At 69.5% G+C, this 17,705-nt stretch carries 12 protein-coding genes; 4 read left to right on the forward strand and 8 right to left on the reverse strand.

Features of this window, described 5'->3' with window-relative positions; translation table 11 throughout:
- Window positions 1-116: 116 nt before the first annotated feature.
- Complete coding sequence (locus AAD027_RS02250; RefSeq protein WP_341724379.1) at window positions 117-500, forward strand: STAS domain-containing protein; 384 nt, start codon at window positions 117-119, stop codon at window positions 498-500.
- Between the two features lie 124 nt (window positions 501-624).
- Here the strand turns inward: AAD027_RS02250 and AAD027_RS02255 are convergent, their stop codons facing one another.
- From AAD027_RS02255 to AAD027_RS02275, 5 genes are all read right to left on the reverse strand, one after another.
- Complete coding sequence (locus AAD027_RS02255) at window positions 625-810, reverse strand: hypothetical protein (protein ID WP_341724380.1); 186 nt, start codon at window positions 808-810, stop codon at window positions 625-627.
- 29 nt (window positions 811-839) lie between these two features.
- Window positions 840-3,137: an NADP-dependent malic enzyme gene (locus tag AAD027_RS02260; protein ID WP_341724381.1), complete on the reverse strand. Its 2,298-nt coding sequence runs from the start codon at window positions 3,135-3,137 to the stop codon at window positions 840-842.
- A gap of 413 nt (window positions 3,138-3,550) precedes the next feature.
- The gene (locus AAD027_RS02265; RefSeq protein WP_341724382.1) at window positions 3,551-4,825 is read right to left on the reverse strand and encodes a hypothetical protein; all 1,275 of its coding nucleotides are present in this window, start codon (window positions 4,823-4,825) and stop codon (window positions 3,551-3,553) included.
- Window positions 4,826-4,963: 138 nt separating this feature from the next.
- Window positions 4,964-8,068, reverse strand: a complete 3,105-nt coding sequence (locus AAD027_RS02270) for a TonB-dependent receptor plug domain-containing protein (protein WP_341724383.1) — start codon at window positions 8,066-8,068, stop codon at window positions 4,964-4,966.
- Between the two features lie 39 nt (window positions 8,069-8,107).
- Window positions 8,108-9,469, reverse strand: coding sequence for a dicarboxylate/amino acid:cation symporter (locus AAD027_RS02275; protein WP_341724731.1), 1,362 nt, complete (start codon window positions 9,467-9,469; stop codon window positions 8,108-8,110).
- 140 nt (window positions 9,470-9,609) lie between these two features.
- Between AAD027_RS02275 and AAD027_RS02280 the strand changes: the two genes are divergently transcribed.
- A complete protein-coding gene (locus AAD027_RS02280) occupies window positions 9,610-12,252 on the forward strand; it encodes a hybrid sensor histidine kinase/response regulator (protein ID WP_341724384.1) in 2,643 nt (880 codons plus the stop codon).
- Window positions 12,253-12,255: 3 nt separating this feature from the next.
- Here the strand turns inward: AAD027_RS02280 and AAD027_RS02285 are convergent, their stop codons facing one another.
- The 3 genes from AAD027_RS02285 to rsgA all read right to left on the reverse strand — a co-directional run bounded on the left by AAD027_RS02285 (window position 12,256) and on the right by rsgA (window position 15,486).
- The gene (locus AAD027_RS02285) at window positions 12,256-12,894 is read right to left on the reverse strand and encodes a response regulator (protein ID WP_341724385.1); all 639 of its coding nucleotides are present in this window, start codon (window positions 12,892-12,894) and stop codon (window positions 12,256-12,258) included.
- Between the two features lie 59 nt (window positions 12,895-12,953).
- Window positions 12,954-14,189, reverse strand: a complete 1,236-nt coding sequence (locus tag AAD027_RS02290; protein WP_341724386.1) for a flavohemoglobin expression-modulating QEGLA motif protein — start codon at window positions 14,187-14,189, stop codon at window positions 12,954-12,956.
- Window positions 14,190-14,361: 172 nt separating this feature from the next.
- Complete coding sequence (gene rsgA / locus AAD027_RS02295) at window positions 14,362-15,486, reverse strand: ribosome small subunit-dependent GTPase A (protein WP_341724387.1); 1,125 nt, start codon at window positions 15,484-15,486, stop codon at window positions 14,362-14,364.
- 106 nt (window positions 15,487-15,592) lie between these two features.
- On the opposite strand from rsgA, the gene AAD027_RS02300 reads away from it, so the two are divergent.
- The gene (locus AAD027_RS02300; protein WP_341724388.1) at window positions 15,593-16,873 is read left to right on the forward strand and encodes an aminotransferase class I/II-fold pyridoxal phosphate-dependent enzyme; all 1,281 of its coding nucleotides are present in this window, start codon (window positions 15,593-15,595) and stop codon (window positions 16,871-16,873) included.
- 108 nt (window positions 16,874-16,981) lie between these two features.
- A complete protein-coding gene (locus AAD027_RS02305; RefSeq protein WP_341724389.1) occupies window positions 16,982-17,629 on the forward strand; it encodes an SGNH/GDSL hydrolase family protein in 648 nt (215 codons plus the stop codon).
- Window positions 17,630-17,705: the final 76 nt, after the last annotated feature.

A 17,705-nucleotide genomic window follows, 5' to 3' on the forward strand; every position in this document is an offset into this window, starting at 1 on the left:
CGCGGCCTGCGGGCAGGGTCACATCGCCCGCCGCGTCGTTGCCTTACGATCCCGTGGTCCCGTCCCCTGCCTTCCGGGCGCCCCCACCCGGCACATCCGCTTCCTCGAGATGCCCGATGACTCTGGAGATTGAGGTCTACCCGCCGGTCAACGGCAACCAGTACGTGCTGCTCGGCGGTCGCCTGGACACGCTCAGCCACGCGCTGCTGGACGAACGCCTGGCGCCGATGCTGGCCGCGCGGCCGCATGCGCTGGTGCTGGACCTGGCGCACCTGGACTACATCAGCAGCGCCGGCGTGCGCAGCATCCTGAAGGCGCGCAAGGCGCTGGCGCCGCACGACGGCCGGCTGCTGATCGTGCACCCGCAGGAACAGATCCGGAAGGTCATCGACATCGTGCAGGCGGTGCCGATGGACGAGATCTTCGAGTCCTCCGCCGACGCCGACGCCTACCTGGACGCGCTGCAACGGCGCATCCTGGAAGGCGACGACCAACCCTGACCAAATCGCGGCCCTGGTGGGAGCGACGTGAGTCGCGACCGTGACCGGCCGATGCAACGCATGCGCTGGAGTGGCTGCCGGTCGCGACTCACGTCGCTCCCACCAAGGTGGTTGTGCGGCCGCTTCAATCGAGGCTGGCCTTCTCCGCTTCCGGCGAGCGACCGATCTGCGCATCGACCGCGATGATGGCGGTCATATTGGTCGCGCAGCACGGGTAGCCAGACATGCGCCGGCCCGGAATTGTCCGTAGGAGCGCCCCATGGGCGCGATCACTACCATGTCGGCCATGGCGGTAGAGCATCGCGGCCATGGGCCGCTCCTACATGGGCCTCGCCAGCCTCAATCGAGGCCGGCTTTCTCGGCCTCGAGTTGCGCGCGGATTTGCGCATCGACGGCGGCGATGGCGGTCATGTTGACCACGCGGCGCGGGGTGGCGCTGGTGGTCAGGATGTGCACCGGCTTGGAGATGCCCATCAGGATCGGGCCGATGGCCACCCCGTCGGTCACCACCCGCACCATGTTGTAGGTGATGTTGGCCGCGTCCAGGTTGGGCATGACGAACAGGTTGGCCCGGCCCGTCAGCGTGCTGCCCGGCATGAGCCGGTTGCGCAGCGCTTCGTCCCACGCCGTGTCGCCCTGCATCTCGCCGTCCACGTTCAGGTCCGGCCGGCGCTTGAGCAGCAGCTCGCGCACCTGGCGCATCTTGGTGGAACCGCGCGTCTCGTGGCTGCCGAAGTTGGAGTGCGACAGCAGCGCGATGCGCGGCTCGATGCCGAACAGCCTCAGCCGGTAGGCCGCCTGCAGCGTGGCCTCGGCGATCTGCTCGGCGGTCGGGTCCTCCTGCACGTGGGTGTCCAGGAAGAACCACGCACCCTGCTGGTTGATCACCCCGGTCATCGCCGAGGTCGACTGCACGCCCGGGTCCAGCGGGATCACGCTGCGCACGTAGCCCAGCTTCTTGTGGAAGCGGCCGACGATGCCGCTGACCAGCGCGTCGGCCTCGCCGCGCGCCACCATCACCGCAGCGATCAGCGTGGGCCGCGAACGCATCAGGTTCTTCGCCGCCGCCGGGGTCACCCCGCGGCGCGACGTCAGCGCGTGGTAGTGCTGCCAGTAGTCGTTGAAGCGCGGGTCGTCGTCCTGGTTGGTCAGCTCGAAGTCCACGCCGGCGCGCAGGCGCAGGCCCAGCCGCTGGATGCGCGCGTCGATCACGTCCGGGCGGCCGATCAGGATCGGGAAGGCCAGGCCCTCGTCGACCACCGTCTGCACGGCGCGCAGCACGGTCTCCTCCTCGCCCTCGGCGTACACCACGCGCTTCCTGTCCGAGCGCGCGCGGTCGTACACCGGCTTCATCATCAGGCTGGTGCGGTAGACGAACTGCCCCAGCTTCTCGCGGTAGGCGCGCATGTCCTCGATCGGGCGCAGCGCCACCCCGGAGTCCATCGCCGCCTGCGCCACCGCCGTGGCCAGTTCCACCAGCAGGCGCGGGTCGAACGGGCGCGGGATCAGGTACTCGGCGCCGAAGCAGGGGATCTCGTCGCCGTAGGCGGCGCCCAGGTCGGAGGCCTCGCGCCGCGCCAGCGCGGCGATGGCCTTCACGCAGGCGGTCTTCATCGCCTCGTTGATCACCGTGGCGCCCACGTCCAGCGCGCCGCGGAAGATGTAGGGGAAGCACAGCGCGTTGTTGACCTGGTTCGGATAGTCCGAACGGCCGGTGGCGATGATGCAGTCCGGGCGGACGCGCTTGGCGTCGGCCGGCGAGATTTCCGGGTTGGGGTTGGCCAGCGCCAGGATGATCGGCTGGTCGGCCATCGTGGCGACCATCTCCGGCTTGAGGATGCCGGCGGCGGACAGGCCCAGGAAGATGTCGGCGCCATCGACGATCTCGGCCAGCGTGCGCTTGCCGGTGTCGCGGGCGTAGCGCGCCTTGTCCGGGTCCAGGTTCGGCCGACCGGTGTAGATCACGCCATCGCGATCGAAGGCGATGATGTTCTCCGGCTTCAGCCCCAGCGCCACCAGCATGTCCAGGCAGGCGATGCCGGCCGCGCCGGCGCCGGTGGTGGCCAGCTTCACGTCCTCGATCCGCTTGCCCACCACTTCCAGCGCGTTGACCACCGCCGCGCCGACGATGATCGCGGTGCCGTGCTGGTCGTCGTGGAAGACCGGGATCTTCATCCGCTCGCGCAGCTTGCGCTCGACGATGAAGCACTCCGGCGCCTTGATGTCCTCCAGGTTGATGCCGCCGAAGGTCGGCTCCAGGCTGGCGATGATGTCCACCAGCTTGTCCGGGTCGTGCTCGTCGATCTCGATGTCGAACACGTCGATGCCGGCGAACTTCTGGAACAGCACGCCCTTGCCTTCCATCACCGGCTTGCCGGCCAGCGCGCCGATGTTGCCCAGGCCCAGCACCGCGGTGCCGTTGGTGACCACCGCCACCAGGTTGCCGCGCGCGGTCATCTCGCTGGCGACGTTGGGGTCGTCCACGATCGCCTCGCACGCGAACGCCACCCCCGGCGAATACGCCAGCGCCAGGTCGCGCTGGGTCAGCATCGGCTTGGTCGGCGAGACCTTGATCTTGCCGGGCGGCGATACGCGGTGGTACTCGAGGGCGGCCTGCTTGAAATCGTCGTTCGTCATTGCGGACTTGGTGCCTGTGAAGAAAAAGGCGGGGGAGCACGGATTCTAACCGTTCCCCTCCGCGGCCGTGCCCGGCGCGATGCCGCGCTGCGTCATGCAGAAGATCCGTGCGAGGCCGCGCGCCGCGCTGCCGGAAGCGGATCCCCGGCAACCGTCGGTGTCACCGTGGATCTTCCGGCTGGAGCATTTTCGTATCGAATGCTTGCCCGGAATCGACGGTCCACCGTCGTCCCGGCGCAGGCCGGGACCCGGTGCCTTGGACCCCGGACGGCAGAAAGTCGCTAGGTCCCGGCATGCGCCGGGACGACGAAGGTGCTACGACCTGACACGAAATGCGCCAAGCCTCCGTCGCGACCCGTCGTTCGGCTCGCCTCCTCGCCTCGGGTGCGAAGCACATGACGGCACTCCATCGTTCATGGCGGGGTGAAGCGGCAGTCGGCGGGATCCCGAACCCGCGCCAGGCAGGCGGCCTGGATCCTGGAGCCATCCGGCCGGACGCCGGTATCCAGCCACGCCTCCAGCGCGTCGAGCGCGCCCAGATAGGTCGCGTCGCGCAATCGGCTGTGTTCGTCTTCGTCCGTCGCGAGCTGCGCCAGCAGATGGCCGCGGCCGGCCGCCTGCACCGTCGCGGCATAGACCGCCTCGGCCTCGAACGACACCACCGGATCGTGCCGGGCATGGACCGTCAGCGTGGGCAGCACGATCAGGCCTGAAAGATCCGCGTCGTAGGCCAGCCGCGCCAACGCGTCCGGGTCCGCCGCGAAACGCTCGACGCCGGCGTTCAACGCATCGTCGTCGCGCGAACCGCGGTAGACCGTCCGCGTGTTGTCGAAGGGATTGCGCCCGCCCAGGCGCAGGTGCACCAGGTCCTGGAAGTGGAACGTGCCCCAGGCCAGGTGGCTGATGAGCTGCCGTTCGGCGACGCCGGTCACCGCCAGGATGTCGCGCAGCCGCGCAGCCTGTTCCCGCGTGCGCTTGGCGGGCGCCAGGTCCACGCCGGTACAGGCGTCGACGCGCCGGCGCAGTTCGTCGCGGCCCATGCGGGCGCCGGCGGGCAGGCCCTGCCAGACCGGATACTGGACCTCGCCCGCTGCGGGATGGTTGCGGCAGTAGTACTGGTAGACCGCCCGGAGATCCGCCCGGAACCCGTAGCCGCGCGTTCCTCCGAACAGCAGGCCGTTGGTCGTCAGCACCGCGTCGTAGTTGGCGCGACCTTCGCCATCGAGCGCGTACAGTTCGGCCGCCTTGGCCGCCACGTTGCCGCCCCACGACTGGCCATGGAGCAGCGTGCGTTCCGGCCGCCCCCACGCCGCCCAGAAGATGCGGCGGCTGTTGTCCGCGTCCTCGGCCGCCATGCGCACGCCATAGCCACCGCGGCGGTAGGTGGAACCGATCCATGCGTAGCCTTCGCGCACCATCACCGAGAAGCGGTCCAGGTCCTCGTCGGAGTCGCCGGCCCGCGGCGCGCCCAGCCGCGGCCCGCCGTGGGCATGGACGATCAGCCGGTGGTTCCACTCGTGCGGGATCGCGACCAGCAGCCAGGCACCGTTGTCGTCGCGGCCGGAATGGCAATCGGCGACCGCCGCGACCGACGCCGGACAGGCCGTGCGTTCGAACGCCACCGGCGCCTCCGCCATCGCCGGGGCGGCGAACAGCGCCGCCATGGCGACGAGGGCGGATCCGCGCATGCTGCGAATGAAAGCGGACATCTTTGTTTTTCAGCCTCCCGGGGTTGGTTGCTGGTTGCTGGTTGTTGGTTCCCGGAGAACCGGGGGCTCCTCTGCTTCTTCTTCCAACAACCAGGAACCGACAACCAGCAACCCGAATCAGAACGACTTGCTGAGGTTCACATACCAATACCGGCCCCACGGATTGTGCAGCGATCCGCGGTAGCCGCCGTCGGCCAGCGCGGGACCCTCGTCGGTCAGGTCGCGCACGCCCAGGCGGAACGCGGTACCGTCGGGGAACCGGTACTGGCCGTACAGGTTGGAGATCAGCCGGTCGTCCACCACCCAGGGGTCGCCCGACAGGCCCAGCAGTTGCGGCTGCTCGAACGAGCTCATGTACTGCGCCGAGTAGCCGGCGCGCCACGGGCCCTTGTTCCAGGTGAGCGACGCGCTCGCGCGCCATTCCGGGCGCCCGTTCTGGCCGATCAGCTGGCTGGGATCGGGCAGCGGGGTGAGCGGATCGATCGTGCCCGCTTCGCGCGCGGCGTACAGCGCGTTCACGATGTCGCCCGGATCGCGGGTGAACTCCAGCAGCTTGGTGGCGTTGACGCTGACGCTGAAGCTGCCCAGGCGGGTGCGGCGCAGCGACCAGTTCATGCCGATGTCCAGGCCGCCCGCGGTCTGCGGTTGCAGGTTGATGAAGCGGTCGTTGATCGAGATCACCCGGCCCACCGGGTCGATGCCGGTGCCGGCGAAGAAATCGATGTCTTCCTGGGTCGGATCGGCGCGGTTCACCAGCGGATTCGCGCCGCCTTGCACGCGGTCCAGGTAATCCACGGTGAGCGCGGTCTGCGCGCCCAGCAGGCCGACGATCTGCTCCTGCTTGATCCGCCAGCGGTCCACCGTGAAGGTGAACTGGCCGAACCGGCTGGGGATGAAGGCCGGTTGCAGCACCAGGCCGTAGGACGTGTTGGTGCTTTCCTCCGGCTCCAGGTCCGGGTTGCCGGCCACCAGCAGCGACACGCCGGCGGTGTTCTGGCCGCAGGCGCTCATCGAGGCGATGCGCCCGGCGCGCAGGTCCGCCTCGCAGCGGATGTGGTCCATGCCGCTGGCCAGGCGCGCGTACTCGGTGGCGTGGGTCTGCTCCAGGTTGGGCGCGCGGAAGCCCTCGGAATAGGAGCCGCGCAGGCGCACACCCTCCGCCAGGTCCCAGGCCAGCGCGATCTTGGGCTTGGCCACCGAACCGAAGTCGGAATAGTGCTCGTAGCGCCCCGCCAGCTGGACGTTGAGGCTGTGCACCAGCGGCACGTCCATCTCGGGCGACACCAGCGGCACCGCGAACTCCAGGTAGGCCGACCCCACGTTGCGCGAGCCGCGGGTATCCGGGTTGGGACTGACCGCGGCGACGTTGCTGAGGTTGGTCTCGCCGCTGACCAGGTCGGTGAAGGTATAGGTGCCGTCCAGGTTGGCGTCGCGGTCGTCGCGCTGGGTCTCGCGGCGCGCCTCGGCGCCGAACGCGATGCCCACCCCGCCCGCGGGCAGGGCGAACAGGTCGGAGCGGCTCATCCTGAAATCGGCCATGGTCAGCGTGGTGCGCGACTCGCGGACCAGATCGAAGACGATGCCGTCGATCGCCGCCTGCGAGCTGGGCGAACAGTCGCTGTGGGTCGGCGTGCCGACGCAGCCGCCGCTGAACGGGTTGTAGGCGTCGGGCGTGGACAGGGCCAGTTGCTGCTGCAGGGCGGTCATGTTGACGTTGGGGGAGCGATCCTCCGCCTCCGCCTCGGAATAGGTGAGGGCCGTCTCCCAGTCGAAGCCGCGCCATTGGCCGCGCAACCCGGCCAGGAAGCGTGCCTGGTAGTTCTCCACCCGCACGCGCTGGAAGCCCGTGTCGACATAGCGGTAGTTGGTCATCTGCACCGGCAGGCCCTCGTCGGGCACGTTGGTCAGGCCGGGCAGGCGGTTGGGATTGGCGGTGCCGTCCGCGAACGTTGTCGGGCCGAACGGATTCCAGTAATTGCTCGCGGGAATCCAGATGCTGTTGAGGTTGACCACCGGCGGCTGCGTCGCTTCGCTGACCGCACGGTAGAAACCGACCTCGCCGAAGGCTTCGACGCCGGACGACAGCTCGTAGTGGCCGGTCAGGTACATGTTCACCCGCTCGACCGAGGGACGCACCGTGGTCCCGTACCGCGTGTCGTAGCGCATCTCGCGGTTGGTGGTGTTGAAGTTGTGGTTGCCGCTGGACAGGCACAGGTCCTCGCCGATCGTGACGCCGCATCCGAAGCTCGATGGCTGGATGCGGAATGCGCCCGCGGTATTGGTCACGGCCACGCCGTCGGAACGGATGACGGCGTGCGGCCCGACGCTCAGCCGTGCCCATGGCGTGTGCGAGGAGCGGCCATCGAGGGACGCCACGTCGGCGAAATCGGGATAGCCGGCGAACAGCGGGCGCAGGTCGTCCGAAACGGTGAAGTCCTGGTCGGCCGCCTTCAGCTCCGAACGGTCCGTGTAGTTCAGGAACAACGACACGTTGCCGCGGTCGTAGTTCTTGCCTGCGAACACGTTGGCCTCGAACTCGCGCATGCTGGTCCCTTCGGCCCCGCCGTAGCGCGTGCTCACGGTGACGCCCTCGAAATCGCTCTGCAGGACGGTGTTGACCACGCCGGCCACCGCGTCGGCGCCGTAGATGGCGGCGGCGCCGTCCAGCAGGATCTCCAGCCGGTCGAGGCCGGAGACCGGGATGGCGTTGGAATTGAAGCTCTGCACCGGCACCGTGCCGGTGTCGGACGTGCCCTGGCTGGTCGGGTGTTGCACCAGGCGCCGCCCGTTGAGCAGGACCAGCGTGTTGCCGACGCCCAGCGAACGCAGGTTGACCGAATTGACGTCGCCGCGCGCCGCGTTGCTGGTCTGCGGATTGTTTGAGGCATCGAACAGCACGTCGCCCATCTGCGGGATGCTGCGCATCAGTTCGTCGCCCGAAGTGGCGCCGGAAGCATCGATCTGCTCCGCGTCGAACACCACCACCGGCAGCGCGTCGGTGGTGGGCGCGCCGCGGATGTGCGAGCCGACCACCACGACCTTGTCGAGATTGGTCGCCTCCGCGTCTTCGGGCGTCGCCGGCTGGGCCTGCGCCGTCGGCGTTTCCAGCTGCGGCGCCGGGTCCACTGGCGCAGGCGTCTGCGCCAGGGACGCCTGGATCGCGGCCGTCAACAGGGCGATGGTGGCGCCGCCCCTCAAGGTAGCGCGTTGGGTCGTGTGCATCTTCGGTTCCTCCCCTCAGAGAATCGTGCTTCGACGTGGTCAGTCGGCGGTAAGCCGGGTGGGATCGCCCGGCCCGGCCGCCGGATCCGGCGCCGCCGCGATCGGGCGTGGCGGCTCGTTCAGGGCGCGGGCCAGCGCCTGCCGGTCCAGCGCGCCTTCCCAGCGCGCGACGACCAGGGTGGCCACCGCGTTGCCGGTGAAATTGGTCAGCGAGCGGCACTCGCTCATGAAGCGGTCGACGCCCAGGATCAGCGCCATGCCCGCGACCGGTACTTCCGGCACCACCGCCAGCGTGGCCGCCAGGGTGATGAAGCCGGCGCCGGTCACGCCGGCGGCGCCCTTGGAACTCAGCATCGCCACCAGCAGCAGCATGATCTGGTGGCCCAGGCTCAGTTCGGTGTTGGTGGCCTGGGCGATGAACAGCGCGGCCAGCGTCATGTAGATGTTGGTGCCGTCGAGGTTGAACGAGTAGCCGGTGGGCACCACCAGGCCGACCACCGACTTCGACGCGCCGGCGCGCTCCATCTTCTCCATCAGCGACGGCAGCGCGGATTCGGACGAGGACGTGCCCAGCACCAGCAGCAGTTCGGCCTTCAGGTAGCGGATCAGGCGGAAGATCGAGAACCCGCACCACCACGACACCGCGCCGAGGATCACGATCACGAACAGCAGCGAGGTCAGGTAGAACGAACCGACCAGCCAGGCCAGGTTGACCAGCATGCCCACGCCGTACTTGCCGATGGTGAAGGCGATGGCGCCGAACGCGCCGATCGGCGCCGCGCGCATCAGGATGTGCACCAGCTTGAACACCGGCGCGGTCAGCGATTCCAGCAGGTTCAGCACCGGCCGCCCCTTCTCGCCCACCAGCGCCAGCGACAGGCCGAACAGCACGGAGATGAAGAGCACCTGCAGGATGTTGTCGCCGACGAAGGGACTGACCAGCGTCTTCGGGATGATGTCCATCGCGAAGCCGACCAGGCTCAGCTCGTGCGACTTCTGCACGTAGCCCTGCACGGCGGACTGGTCCAGGTCCGCCGGATTGATGTTCATGCCGGCGCCGGGCTGCACCACGTGCGCGACCACCATGCCGATGACCAGCGCCAGCGTGGAGAAGAACATGAAGTAGGCCATCGCCTTGGCGAACACGCGGCCCACCGAGCGCAAATGGGTCATGCCGGCGATGCCGGTGACGATGGTCAGGAAGATCACCGGGGCGATGATCATCTTCACCAGCTTGATGAAGGCATCGCCCAGCGGCTTCAGCGATTCGGCGAACGCCGGCTCGAAATGCCCCAGCAGCGCACCCAGCACGATCGCCACCACGACCTGGAAGTACAGCTGCCGGTAGAGCGGCAGGCGTTCCGGCGGTGCGGCGGGGGCATGGGGATCGGCCAGGTGCATGGAGAACTCCGGGGGGACGGCGATGGCGGGGGCGTCGCTTTCGACGGCCGGCATGTTGTACTCCCGTCGCGCTCTGGCACCGATAACCTATTGGTACTAGCCACGGCACGCGGCGGGCGACGCAATTAGACTGGCGCCCGATGTTCCGCTTCCGCCGCTACCGTCCCGCGCTGCTGATCCTGCTGCTGACCGGCGGCGGCGCCGTGCTGGCCATGTGGGGCGCCTACCACCTGGTCGAGCGCCGCGCGCTGCGCGAGGAAACGGTGCAGTTGCAGCGCCAGCTCGATCTCCATTCGCAGGCCCTGCAACAGCGCATCGACCGCTACCGCACCCTGCCGCAGGTGCTGGCGCTGGACCCGGAACTGCGCGATGCGGTCGCCGCGCCGATCGACGCGGCGCGGCGCGATGCGCTGAACGAGCGCCTGGAAAGCGCCAACAGCGTGACCCGTTCGTCCACGCTGACCCTGATCGACCGCCACGGTGTGGCGCTGGCCGCCAGCAACTGGCGCCAGCCCACCAGCAACGTGGGCGAGGACTACAGCTTCCGCCCCTACGTGCAGCAGGCACTACGCGATGGGCAGGGCCAGTTCTACGGGATCGGCCTGACCACGGGCGCACCGGGCTATTTCCTGTCGCAGGCGATCAGGGACGATGCCGGCGTCGCGACCGGCGTGGTGGTCATCAAGATCGAACTGGATGCGCTGGAGAAGGAATGGCTGCGGACGCCCGACGTGGTGCTGGTCAGCGACGCGCACGGCGTCATCTTCCTGGCCAGCCAGGCGGAATGGCGCTACCGCACGCTGGCGCCGCTGAGCGCGGACGACCGCCGCGAACTGGCCGCCACCCGCCAGTACGCGCAGCAGCAGCTCTCGCCGCTGCGCATGCAGGTGGTGCGGGCCTCCGACGGTGGCGCGCGCAAGGTACGCGTCGAAGTCCCCGCGCTGCCCAAGCCGGTGCTGTGGCAGTCCGCCTTGCTGCCGGAAGAAGGCTGGCAACTGCACCTGCTGCACGATGACGCCGCCGTCGCGGCCGCCGGCCGCGGTGCGGCGCTGGCGGCCGGCGGCGGATGGCTGGCGCTGTCGTTCCTGGCGCTGTTTGTGCAGCAGCGCCGCCGACTGGCGTCCCTGCGGCAACGCAGCCGCGAAGAGCTGGAAACCGTGCTGCAGCAGCATGCACAGGAACTGCGCACCGCCCAGGACGGCATCGTCGAAGCCGCGCGCCAGGCCGACGCGGGGCTGAGCCGCAGCCTGGAGCATCTTCCCCAGGGCGTGGTCATCATCGATGCCGGGCTGAGGCTGGTCGCCTGGAACTCGCGCTACGTGGAGCTTTTCCGCTTCCCGCCCGAACTGCTGCGGGTGGGCACGCCGGTGCAGGATCTTTTCCGCCACAACGCCAACCGCGGCCTGCTGGGCCCGGGGCCGGTCGAGGAGGCGATCGAGCGCCGCCTCAACCACCTGCGCAGCGGCAAGCCGCACATGCGCGAAAGCGAGAAGGACGACGGCACGGTGCTGGAGATCCGCGGCAATCCGCTGCCCGACGGCGGTTTCGTCACCAGCTACGCCGACATCACCAGCTACAAGAACGCCGCGCGCGAACTGCGCTCGCTGGCCGACGCGCTGGAGCACCGTGTCGAGGAGCGGACCCGCGCGCTGGCCGTCGCCAAGCAGGAAGCGGAAAGCGCCAACCGCTACAAGACCCGCTTCGTCGCCGCGGCCGTGCACGACCTGCTGCAACCGCTCAACGCGGCGCGCATGTTCGTCTCGGCGTTGCGCGGCCGGCTGGCCGACGACGAATCGCGGCGCATCTCCGACCACGTGGACAATGCGCTGGCCGCGCAGGACGCCATCCTCAACAGCCTGCTGGACATCTCGCGGCTGGAATCGGGCGCCCTGCCCACGCGCGTGCGCGACTTCGCGCTGGATCCGCTGCTGGAAGCGCTGGCCCGCGACTTCGGCATCGTCGCCGAGGGACGCGGGCTGGCGCTGGAACGCGTGCCGACGCGCGCCGTGGTGCGCAGCGACGAGGCGTTGCTGCGGCGCATCCTGCAGAACTTCCTATCCAATGCGATCCGCTACACGCCGCAGGGACGCATCCTGCTGGGTTGCCGGCGCGGCGCGGACGGCGTGCGCATCGAAGTGCACGACCAGGGGCCCGGCATCCCCGAAAGCCTGCAGGCGGACATCTTCGAGGAATTCCGCCGCCTCAACGACGGCGTGACCCACGACCGCGGCGCCGGCCTGGGGCTGGCCATCGTCGAACGCATCGGCCGCCTGCTGGGCCATCGCATCGGCCTGCGCTCGCAACTGGGCCGGGGCAGCGTGTTCTCGGTGGTGGTGCCGTGGGGCAGCCGCGCCGGACTGACCGAAGAGCCCATGCCGCCGGCCGAGCCCCACGACGATTCGCCGCTGCGTGGACGCCGGATCTGGTGCGTGGACGACGACCCGCGCGTCTGCGAAGCCACCCGCGCGCTGCTGCAGCGATGGGAATGCGCGGTCGATCTGGCGGCCGGTCCGGAGACCGCCCTGCGAAGCGCCACGTCCGGCGCCTCTCCCGACCTGCTGCTGCTCGACGTGCGCATGGGAGAGATCGACGGCCTGGAACTGTACCCGCGGCTGTGCGAACGCTGGGGGCAGGCGCCGCCGCTGATCCTGGTCACCGCCGAACGCGACGAAGCCCTGCGCGCGCAGGCGCACCGGAACGGCTGGGGCTTCCTGTCCAAGCCGGTGAAGCCGCCGGCGCTGCGCGCGTTGATGACGCAGCTGCTGTTGCGCCGGTCGGGATGACGCCTAGAGGGTCCCTTCCGGTTCCAGCGACTTCACCAGCACCGCCGCCTGCGTGCGGCTGTGGCATTCCAGTTTCTTCAGGATGGCCGTGACGTGCACCTTCACCGTGTTCTCGGCCAGCGCCAGCTCGTGCGCGATCTGCTTGTTGAGCAGGCCGTCGGCCAGGCACAGCAGCACGCGGAACTGCTGCGGCGTCAGCTGCGCCAGCTTCGCCGCCAGCGTGGCGTCGGCTTCCGAGCGCTCCACGGTCAGCGGCGGAAACCACGCGCCTCCTTCCAGCACCGCCGCCACCGCCTCGCCGATCGATTCGGCCGGCGAGGACTTGGGGATGAAGCCGGCCGCGCCGAACTGTTGCGCGCGCCGGATCACGCGCGGGTGCTCGTTGGACGAGATCACCACCACCGGCACTTCCGGGTGCTCGCCGCGCACGTGCAGCAACGCCGAGAAGCCGTGGGCACCGGGCATGGTCAGGTCCAGCAGGATCAGGTCGGTGTCCGGCCGCGCCTCCAGCGCCTGGTTCAGGCCGGTCGCGCTGGCCGCCTCGACCACGCACGCCTCCGGCAGCGCTTCGCGCAAGGCATGCACGACCGCATTGCGGAACAGCGGGTGATCGTCGGCCACCAGGATCGTGGTGGAAGTCATGCCGCCAGTGTGCCACCGGCGCGGAGGGATTTCGCCTAGCACTTTCCGGTTAACCGCTGTTACAGCCGGTCGATGCGGATGCGGTTGGCGAACAGCGAGAACGCCAGCGTCCCGGCCAGCCCGTTGGCGCGGCTGACCCACCGCGGCAGCCAGCGCGGGGCGGCCAGCACGCCGGACTCGAACAACGGCTCGAAGTTCGCCACGTCCTGCAGCGTCATCTTGCCGGCGAACAGGCGCCGGCACAGCCGCAACCGGTCCTGCTGCAACGACTGGCGGAAGAAGGTATGCACGCCGATCAGCCCGCGCAGGTACACGGTGTCCTTGGTGAACGCCGCGCCGCCGGACGTGGGGACGCCGCGGAACACGCGCTGCGCGGAAGAGAAGCTTTCGGCCGGATTCTGGCCCGCCCCCATGAAGTAGCGGAACACCTCGATGAAGTCGGCGCCGCCCAGCGCCATCGCCACCGCCTCGATGCGCAGGCTGATGCGCTTCATCCGCTCGATGTCGATGCTGCCGGTGATCTGCTCGGCGAAGGTAGCCAGCCCTTCCTGGGTTTCGGTGACGCGCGGCGACGCCAGCGACAGGCTGGGCAGATGGACCTGCTCGCGGCCGTTGAGCGCGGTCAGCGAATGCACCAGCGCCTCGTGCTGCAGCAACTGCCTGCGGTCGTAGTCGCTGAACGCGGCGCCGTGCCGCAGGCGGATGCGGGTGGCGCCGGCGGCGGCCTTGGCGATCAGCGTGGGGTCCAGTTCCACGGTGATGACGCGGGCATCGAAGAAATCATCCAGGTCCGCCTGCAATTGCAGCTGCAACGCGGTGGCGGATACCGGAACCTGTTCTTCGGGCGCCAGGAGTTCGCGGTCCAGGTCGTTGGCGATGGCGATGAAGTGCCGCGCCGCATCGCGCGTGGTCGGTCCATCGCCGGGCAGGCATTCCTCGGGCGTGCCGAACAGCGCGATGGAATGCGTGGTCACCGTTGGCGTGCCCAGCGATTCCAGCAACTGCGCGGCGACGTCCCAGCTCCGCGCCGATTCGCGCAGGTAGACGCCCAGGGGGTGCGACGGATCGGCGGCGGCGGCGATGGCGGCCAGCTCGCGGCGCGCCTCGCCGAAATCCAGCCTGGGGTAGTCGATCGCCGGCAATTGCGGCCGCCCGCGCGCGATGCCATCGAGGAACGGCGCCTGCGCCTCGGCCGGCCAACTGGCAAGGCTCAGCAGCTTGATCCCACGCACGGCCTTGACCATGCGCGCATCCAGCGCGGCGTGGTGGGTGATGTCGGGCTGATGCTGGGTCATGGCGTCGTCCTGCCGGCTGTGTCATGCATCTTGCGGCGAGCCCCTCTCCCACCGGGAGAGGGGTTGGGGTGAGGGTACGGAAAAGAGGAGAGGGTACAGACCTCCATGATTCGCCGTACCCTCATCCGGCGCTGCGCGCCACCTTCTCCCGCAGGGAGAAGGGAAAGGCAACTCAATGCTTCCCGTACTTGTCGTCCGGCCGCTTGTTCGACGCCTTGCCCGGCACGCGCGTGTTGGCCTTGTCGGCCAGCCGGCCGGCCAGCTTGCCGGCGGCGGCGGCGACCTCGTCGCGCAGCTTCAGGTAGTTGAGGAAGCGGCCTTCGTCCAATTCCCCGCACTCGATCGCCGCGCGCACCGCGCAGCCCGGTTCGCGCTGGTGCGAGCAATCGCGGAACCTGCACTTCGCCGCCCATGCCTCGATGTCGGCGAAGCCGCCCTCGGCCAGGTCCTCCTCGCCGGTGGGCTTCAGTTCGCGCATGCCGGGCGTGTCGATCATGCAGGCGCCGGACGGCAGCGGGATCAGCGCGCGGAAGGTGGTGGTGTGGCGGCCGCGCGAATCGCTTTCGCGCACTTCGCCGGTCTTCATCCGTTCGTCGCCCAGCAGGGTGTTGGTCAGCGTGGACTTGCCCGCGCCGGACGAGCCCACCAGCACCACCGTCCGCCCCGGCAGCAGCCACGGCGACAGCTGCGCCACGCTGGCCGGATCCTTGGCGTTGACGGTGAACACCGGCACGCCCTGCGCGGCGATGTCGGCCAATACCTCGACCGCGTCGCCGGCGTAGTCGGTCCTGTCGGCCTTGGTCAGCACCACCACGGGTTGCACGCCACCGCCGCCGACCAGCAGCAGGTAGCGTTCGATGCGGCGCGGATTGAAGTCGGCATCCAACCCGCAGACGATGAACACGGTGTCGATGTTCGCCGCGATCACCTGCTGGTGGTAATGCTCGCCGGCGGCGCCGCGCTTGATCTCGGTATGGCGCGGCAGCACGGCGACGATGCGCTGCCGCTTCGATGCGCCGCCCTCCAGCAGCAGCCAGTCGCCGACCGCGGGGCGTTCGTGCGCGGGAAACCGCGGGCGCTGCCACTCCGGCAGCGATTCGGCCTTGACCGCGACGCCGGGGGCGTCGGCCACCACGTAACCGGAGCGGTGCTGCTCGATCACCCGCGCGGGGCGGGCCTGCGGGTGCGCCGCCATCGCCGCCTGCCAGGCCGTATCCCCCGGTTCCCCTTCGTAGGGCCAGCCGATGGCCCGCAGCAGGGTGATGTCGGACACGTTCCGGGAGGGGGTTTCGGGCATGGGGACGGATTCTAGACGGGGGCTGAAGCGGGCGGGCCGGGACGGCTAAATTTCCGTTAAGCTTGGCCCCTGTTTGCCTCTTCCGCCAGCCCCAGCGCTTATCGCCATGTCCACGCCGCCCGTCAAACCGCTCGCCACGCGCGAACGCCTGTCCGAAGTCCGCTACGAAATCCGCGGAGAACTGGCGCGGCGAGCGAGCGAACTGGAGGCGCAGGGCCGCAAGCTGATCAAGCTCAACATCGGCAATCCGGGCGCGTTCGGTTTCCGCGCGCCGCCGCACTTGCAGAAGGCGATCATCGGCGACATCGACCACACCGATCCCTACACGCACCAGCAGGGCCTGCCCGCCGCGCGCGAAGCCATCGCCGCCGCGTACGCCCGCCGCGACACGCCCGATGCGCATCCGGACCGCGTGTTCGTCGGCAACGGTGTGTCCGAACTGATCGACCTGTCGCTGCGCGCGCTGCTCAATCCCGGCGACGAAGTGCTGGTGCCTTCGCCCGACTACCCGCTGTGGTCGGCCGCCACCATCCTCAACGACGGCCGCCCGGTGTACTACCGCTGCGATCCGGAGAACGACTTCCTGCCCGATCCCGGCGAGATCGAGCAACTGGTCTCCTCCCGCACGCGCGCCATCGTGCTGATCAACCCGAACAATCCCACCGGCGCCACCTACCCGCGCGAACTGCTGGAGCGCATCGTCGCCATCGCCGCCAAGCACCGGCTGCTGCTGATGGTCGACGAGATCTACGACCAGGTGCTCTACGACGGGGCCGTGTTCGAGCCGGTCGCGCCGCTGGCCGGCGAGGTGCCGTGCCTCACCTTCAGCGGCCTGAGCAAGGTGCACCGCGCCTGCGGCTGGCGCGTGGGCTGGTCCGTGCTGTCCGGCCATGGCGAGGTGGTGAGCGAGTTCCTGCACGCGATGGACCTGCTGAGCGCGCTGCGCCTGTGCGCCAACGTACCGGGCCAGTACGCCATCGAAGCGGCGGTGGACGGCCCGGACACGATCACCGCGCTGTGCACGCCCGGCGGCCGCCTGTACGAGACCCGCCGCGCGGTGATCGAGGCCTGCCGGGCCAGCGAACACCTGGACCTGGTCGACCCCGCCGGCGCGCTGTACGCCTTCCCGGCCGTGGTCGGCGATGCCGCGAAAGCGTTCGACGACCATGCGTTCGCGCTGGAGCTGATGGAAACCGAAGGCGTGCTGGTCGTGCCCGGCTCCAGCTTCAACGTGCCGTATCGCAATCACTTCCGCGTCACCCTGCTGCCGGAAGCGGCGACCATGCGCGAAGTCTTCGTCCGCATCGATCGCGCGCTGGTCCGCCGCGCCGAAGCGGCGACCAAGGTGGTGCCCATCAAGGGCAAGTCGCGGCCTGCGGCTGCGTGATTCGCCCTGTGGGAGCGGCCTCCGGCCGCGAGCTCTCGACACCGTGAAAGGCTCGCGCCGGGACGGCGCTCCCACCACCTGCCACCCCGTTCGGCGCATCATGCGTCCATGACCACGACGACCATTCCCCACACCACCGCCCTGCAGCCCGAACTGCGCTACCTGGCGCTGGGCGATTCCTACACCATCGGCGAGGCCGTGGACGAAGCCGGGCGCTGGCCGGTGCAACTGGCGCGGGCGCTGCGGCGCGAAGGGATCGCCATCGCCGATCCGCGCATCATCGCCGCCACCGGCTGGACCACCGACGAACTGGATGCCGCGATCGGCGCCGCCGAGCCGCTGGGCGAACACGATTTCGTCAGCCTGCTGATCGGCGTCAACAACCAGTATCGCGGCCGCACGGTGGACGAATACCGCGTGCAGTTCGCCGCGCTGCTGTGGCGCGCGATCGGCTTCGCGCGCAACCGCGCCGACCGCGTGCTGGTGCTGTCGATCCCCGACTGGGGCGTCACCCCGTTCGCCGCGCAGTCCGGCCGCGACGCGGCGCAGATCGCGCGCCACCTGGATGCCTACAACGCCGCCGCGCGCGAAGTCTGCGCGCAGCGCGGCGTGGCCTTCGTCGACATCACGGCAGTCAGCCGTGCACGCGGCGCCGAATCGGCGATGCTGGCCGACGACGGCCTGCATCCGTCCGCGGCGATGTATGCGGAGTGGACGCGCCTGGCGTTCCCGGTGGCGCACCGGCTGCTCGCGTAGGGTGCGCCCCGCGCCCCGATAGCCATTCCGCCTGCACCATAACGAACGCGCCGCAGCGCGTCCGGACGGCGAACAG

It is taken from the genome of Pseudoxanthomonas putridarboris, from assembly GCF_038321125.1.
Lineage (GTDB): Bacteria > Pseudomonadota > Gammaproteobacteria > Xanthomonadales > Xanthomonadaceae > Pseudoxanthomonas_A > Pseudoxanthomonas_A putridarboris.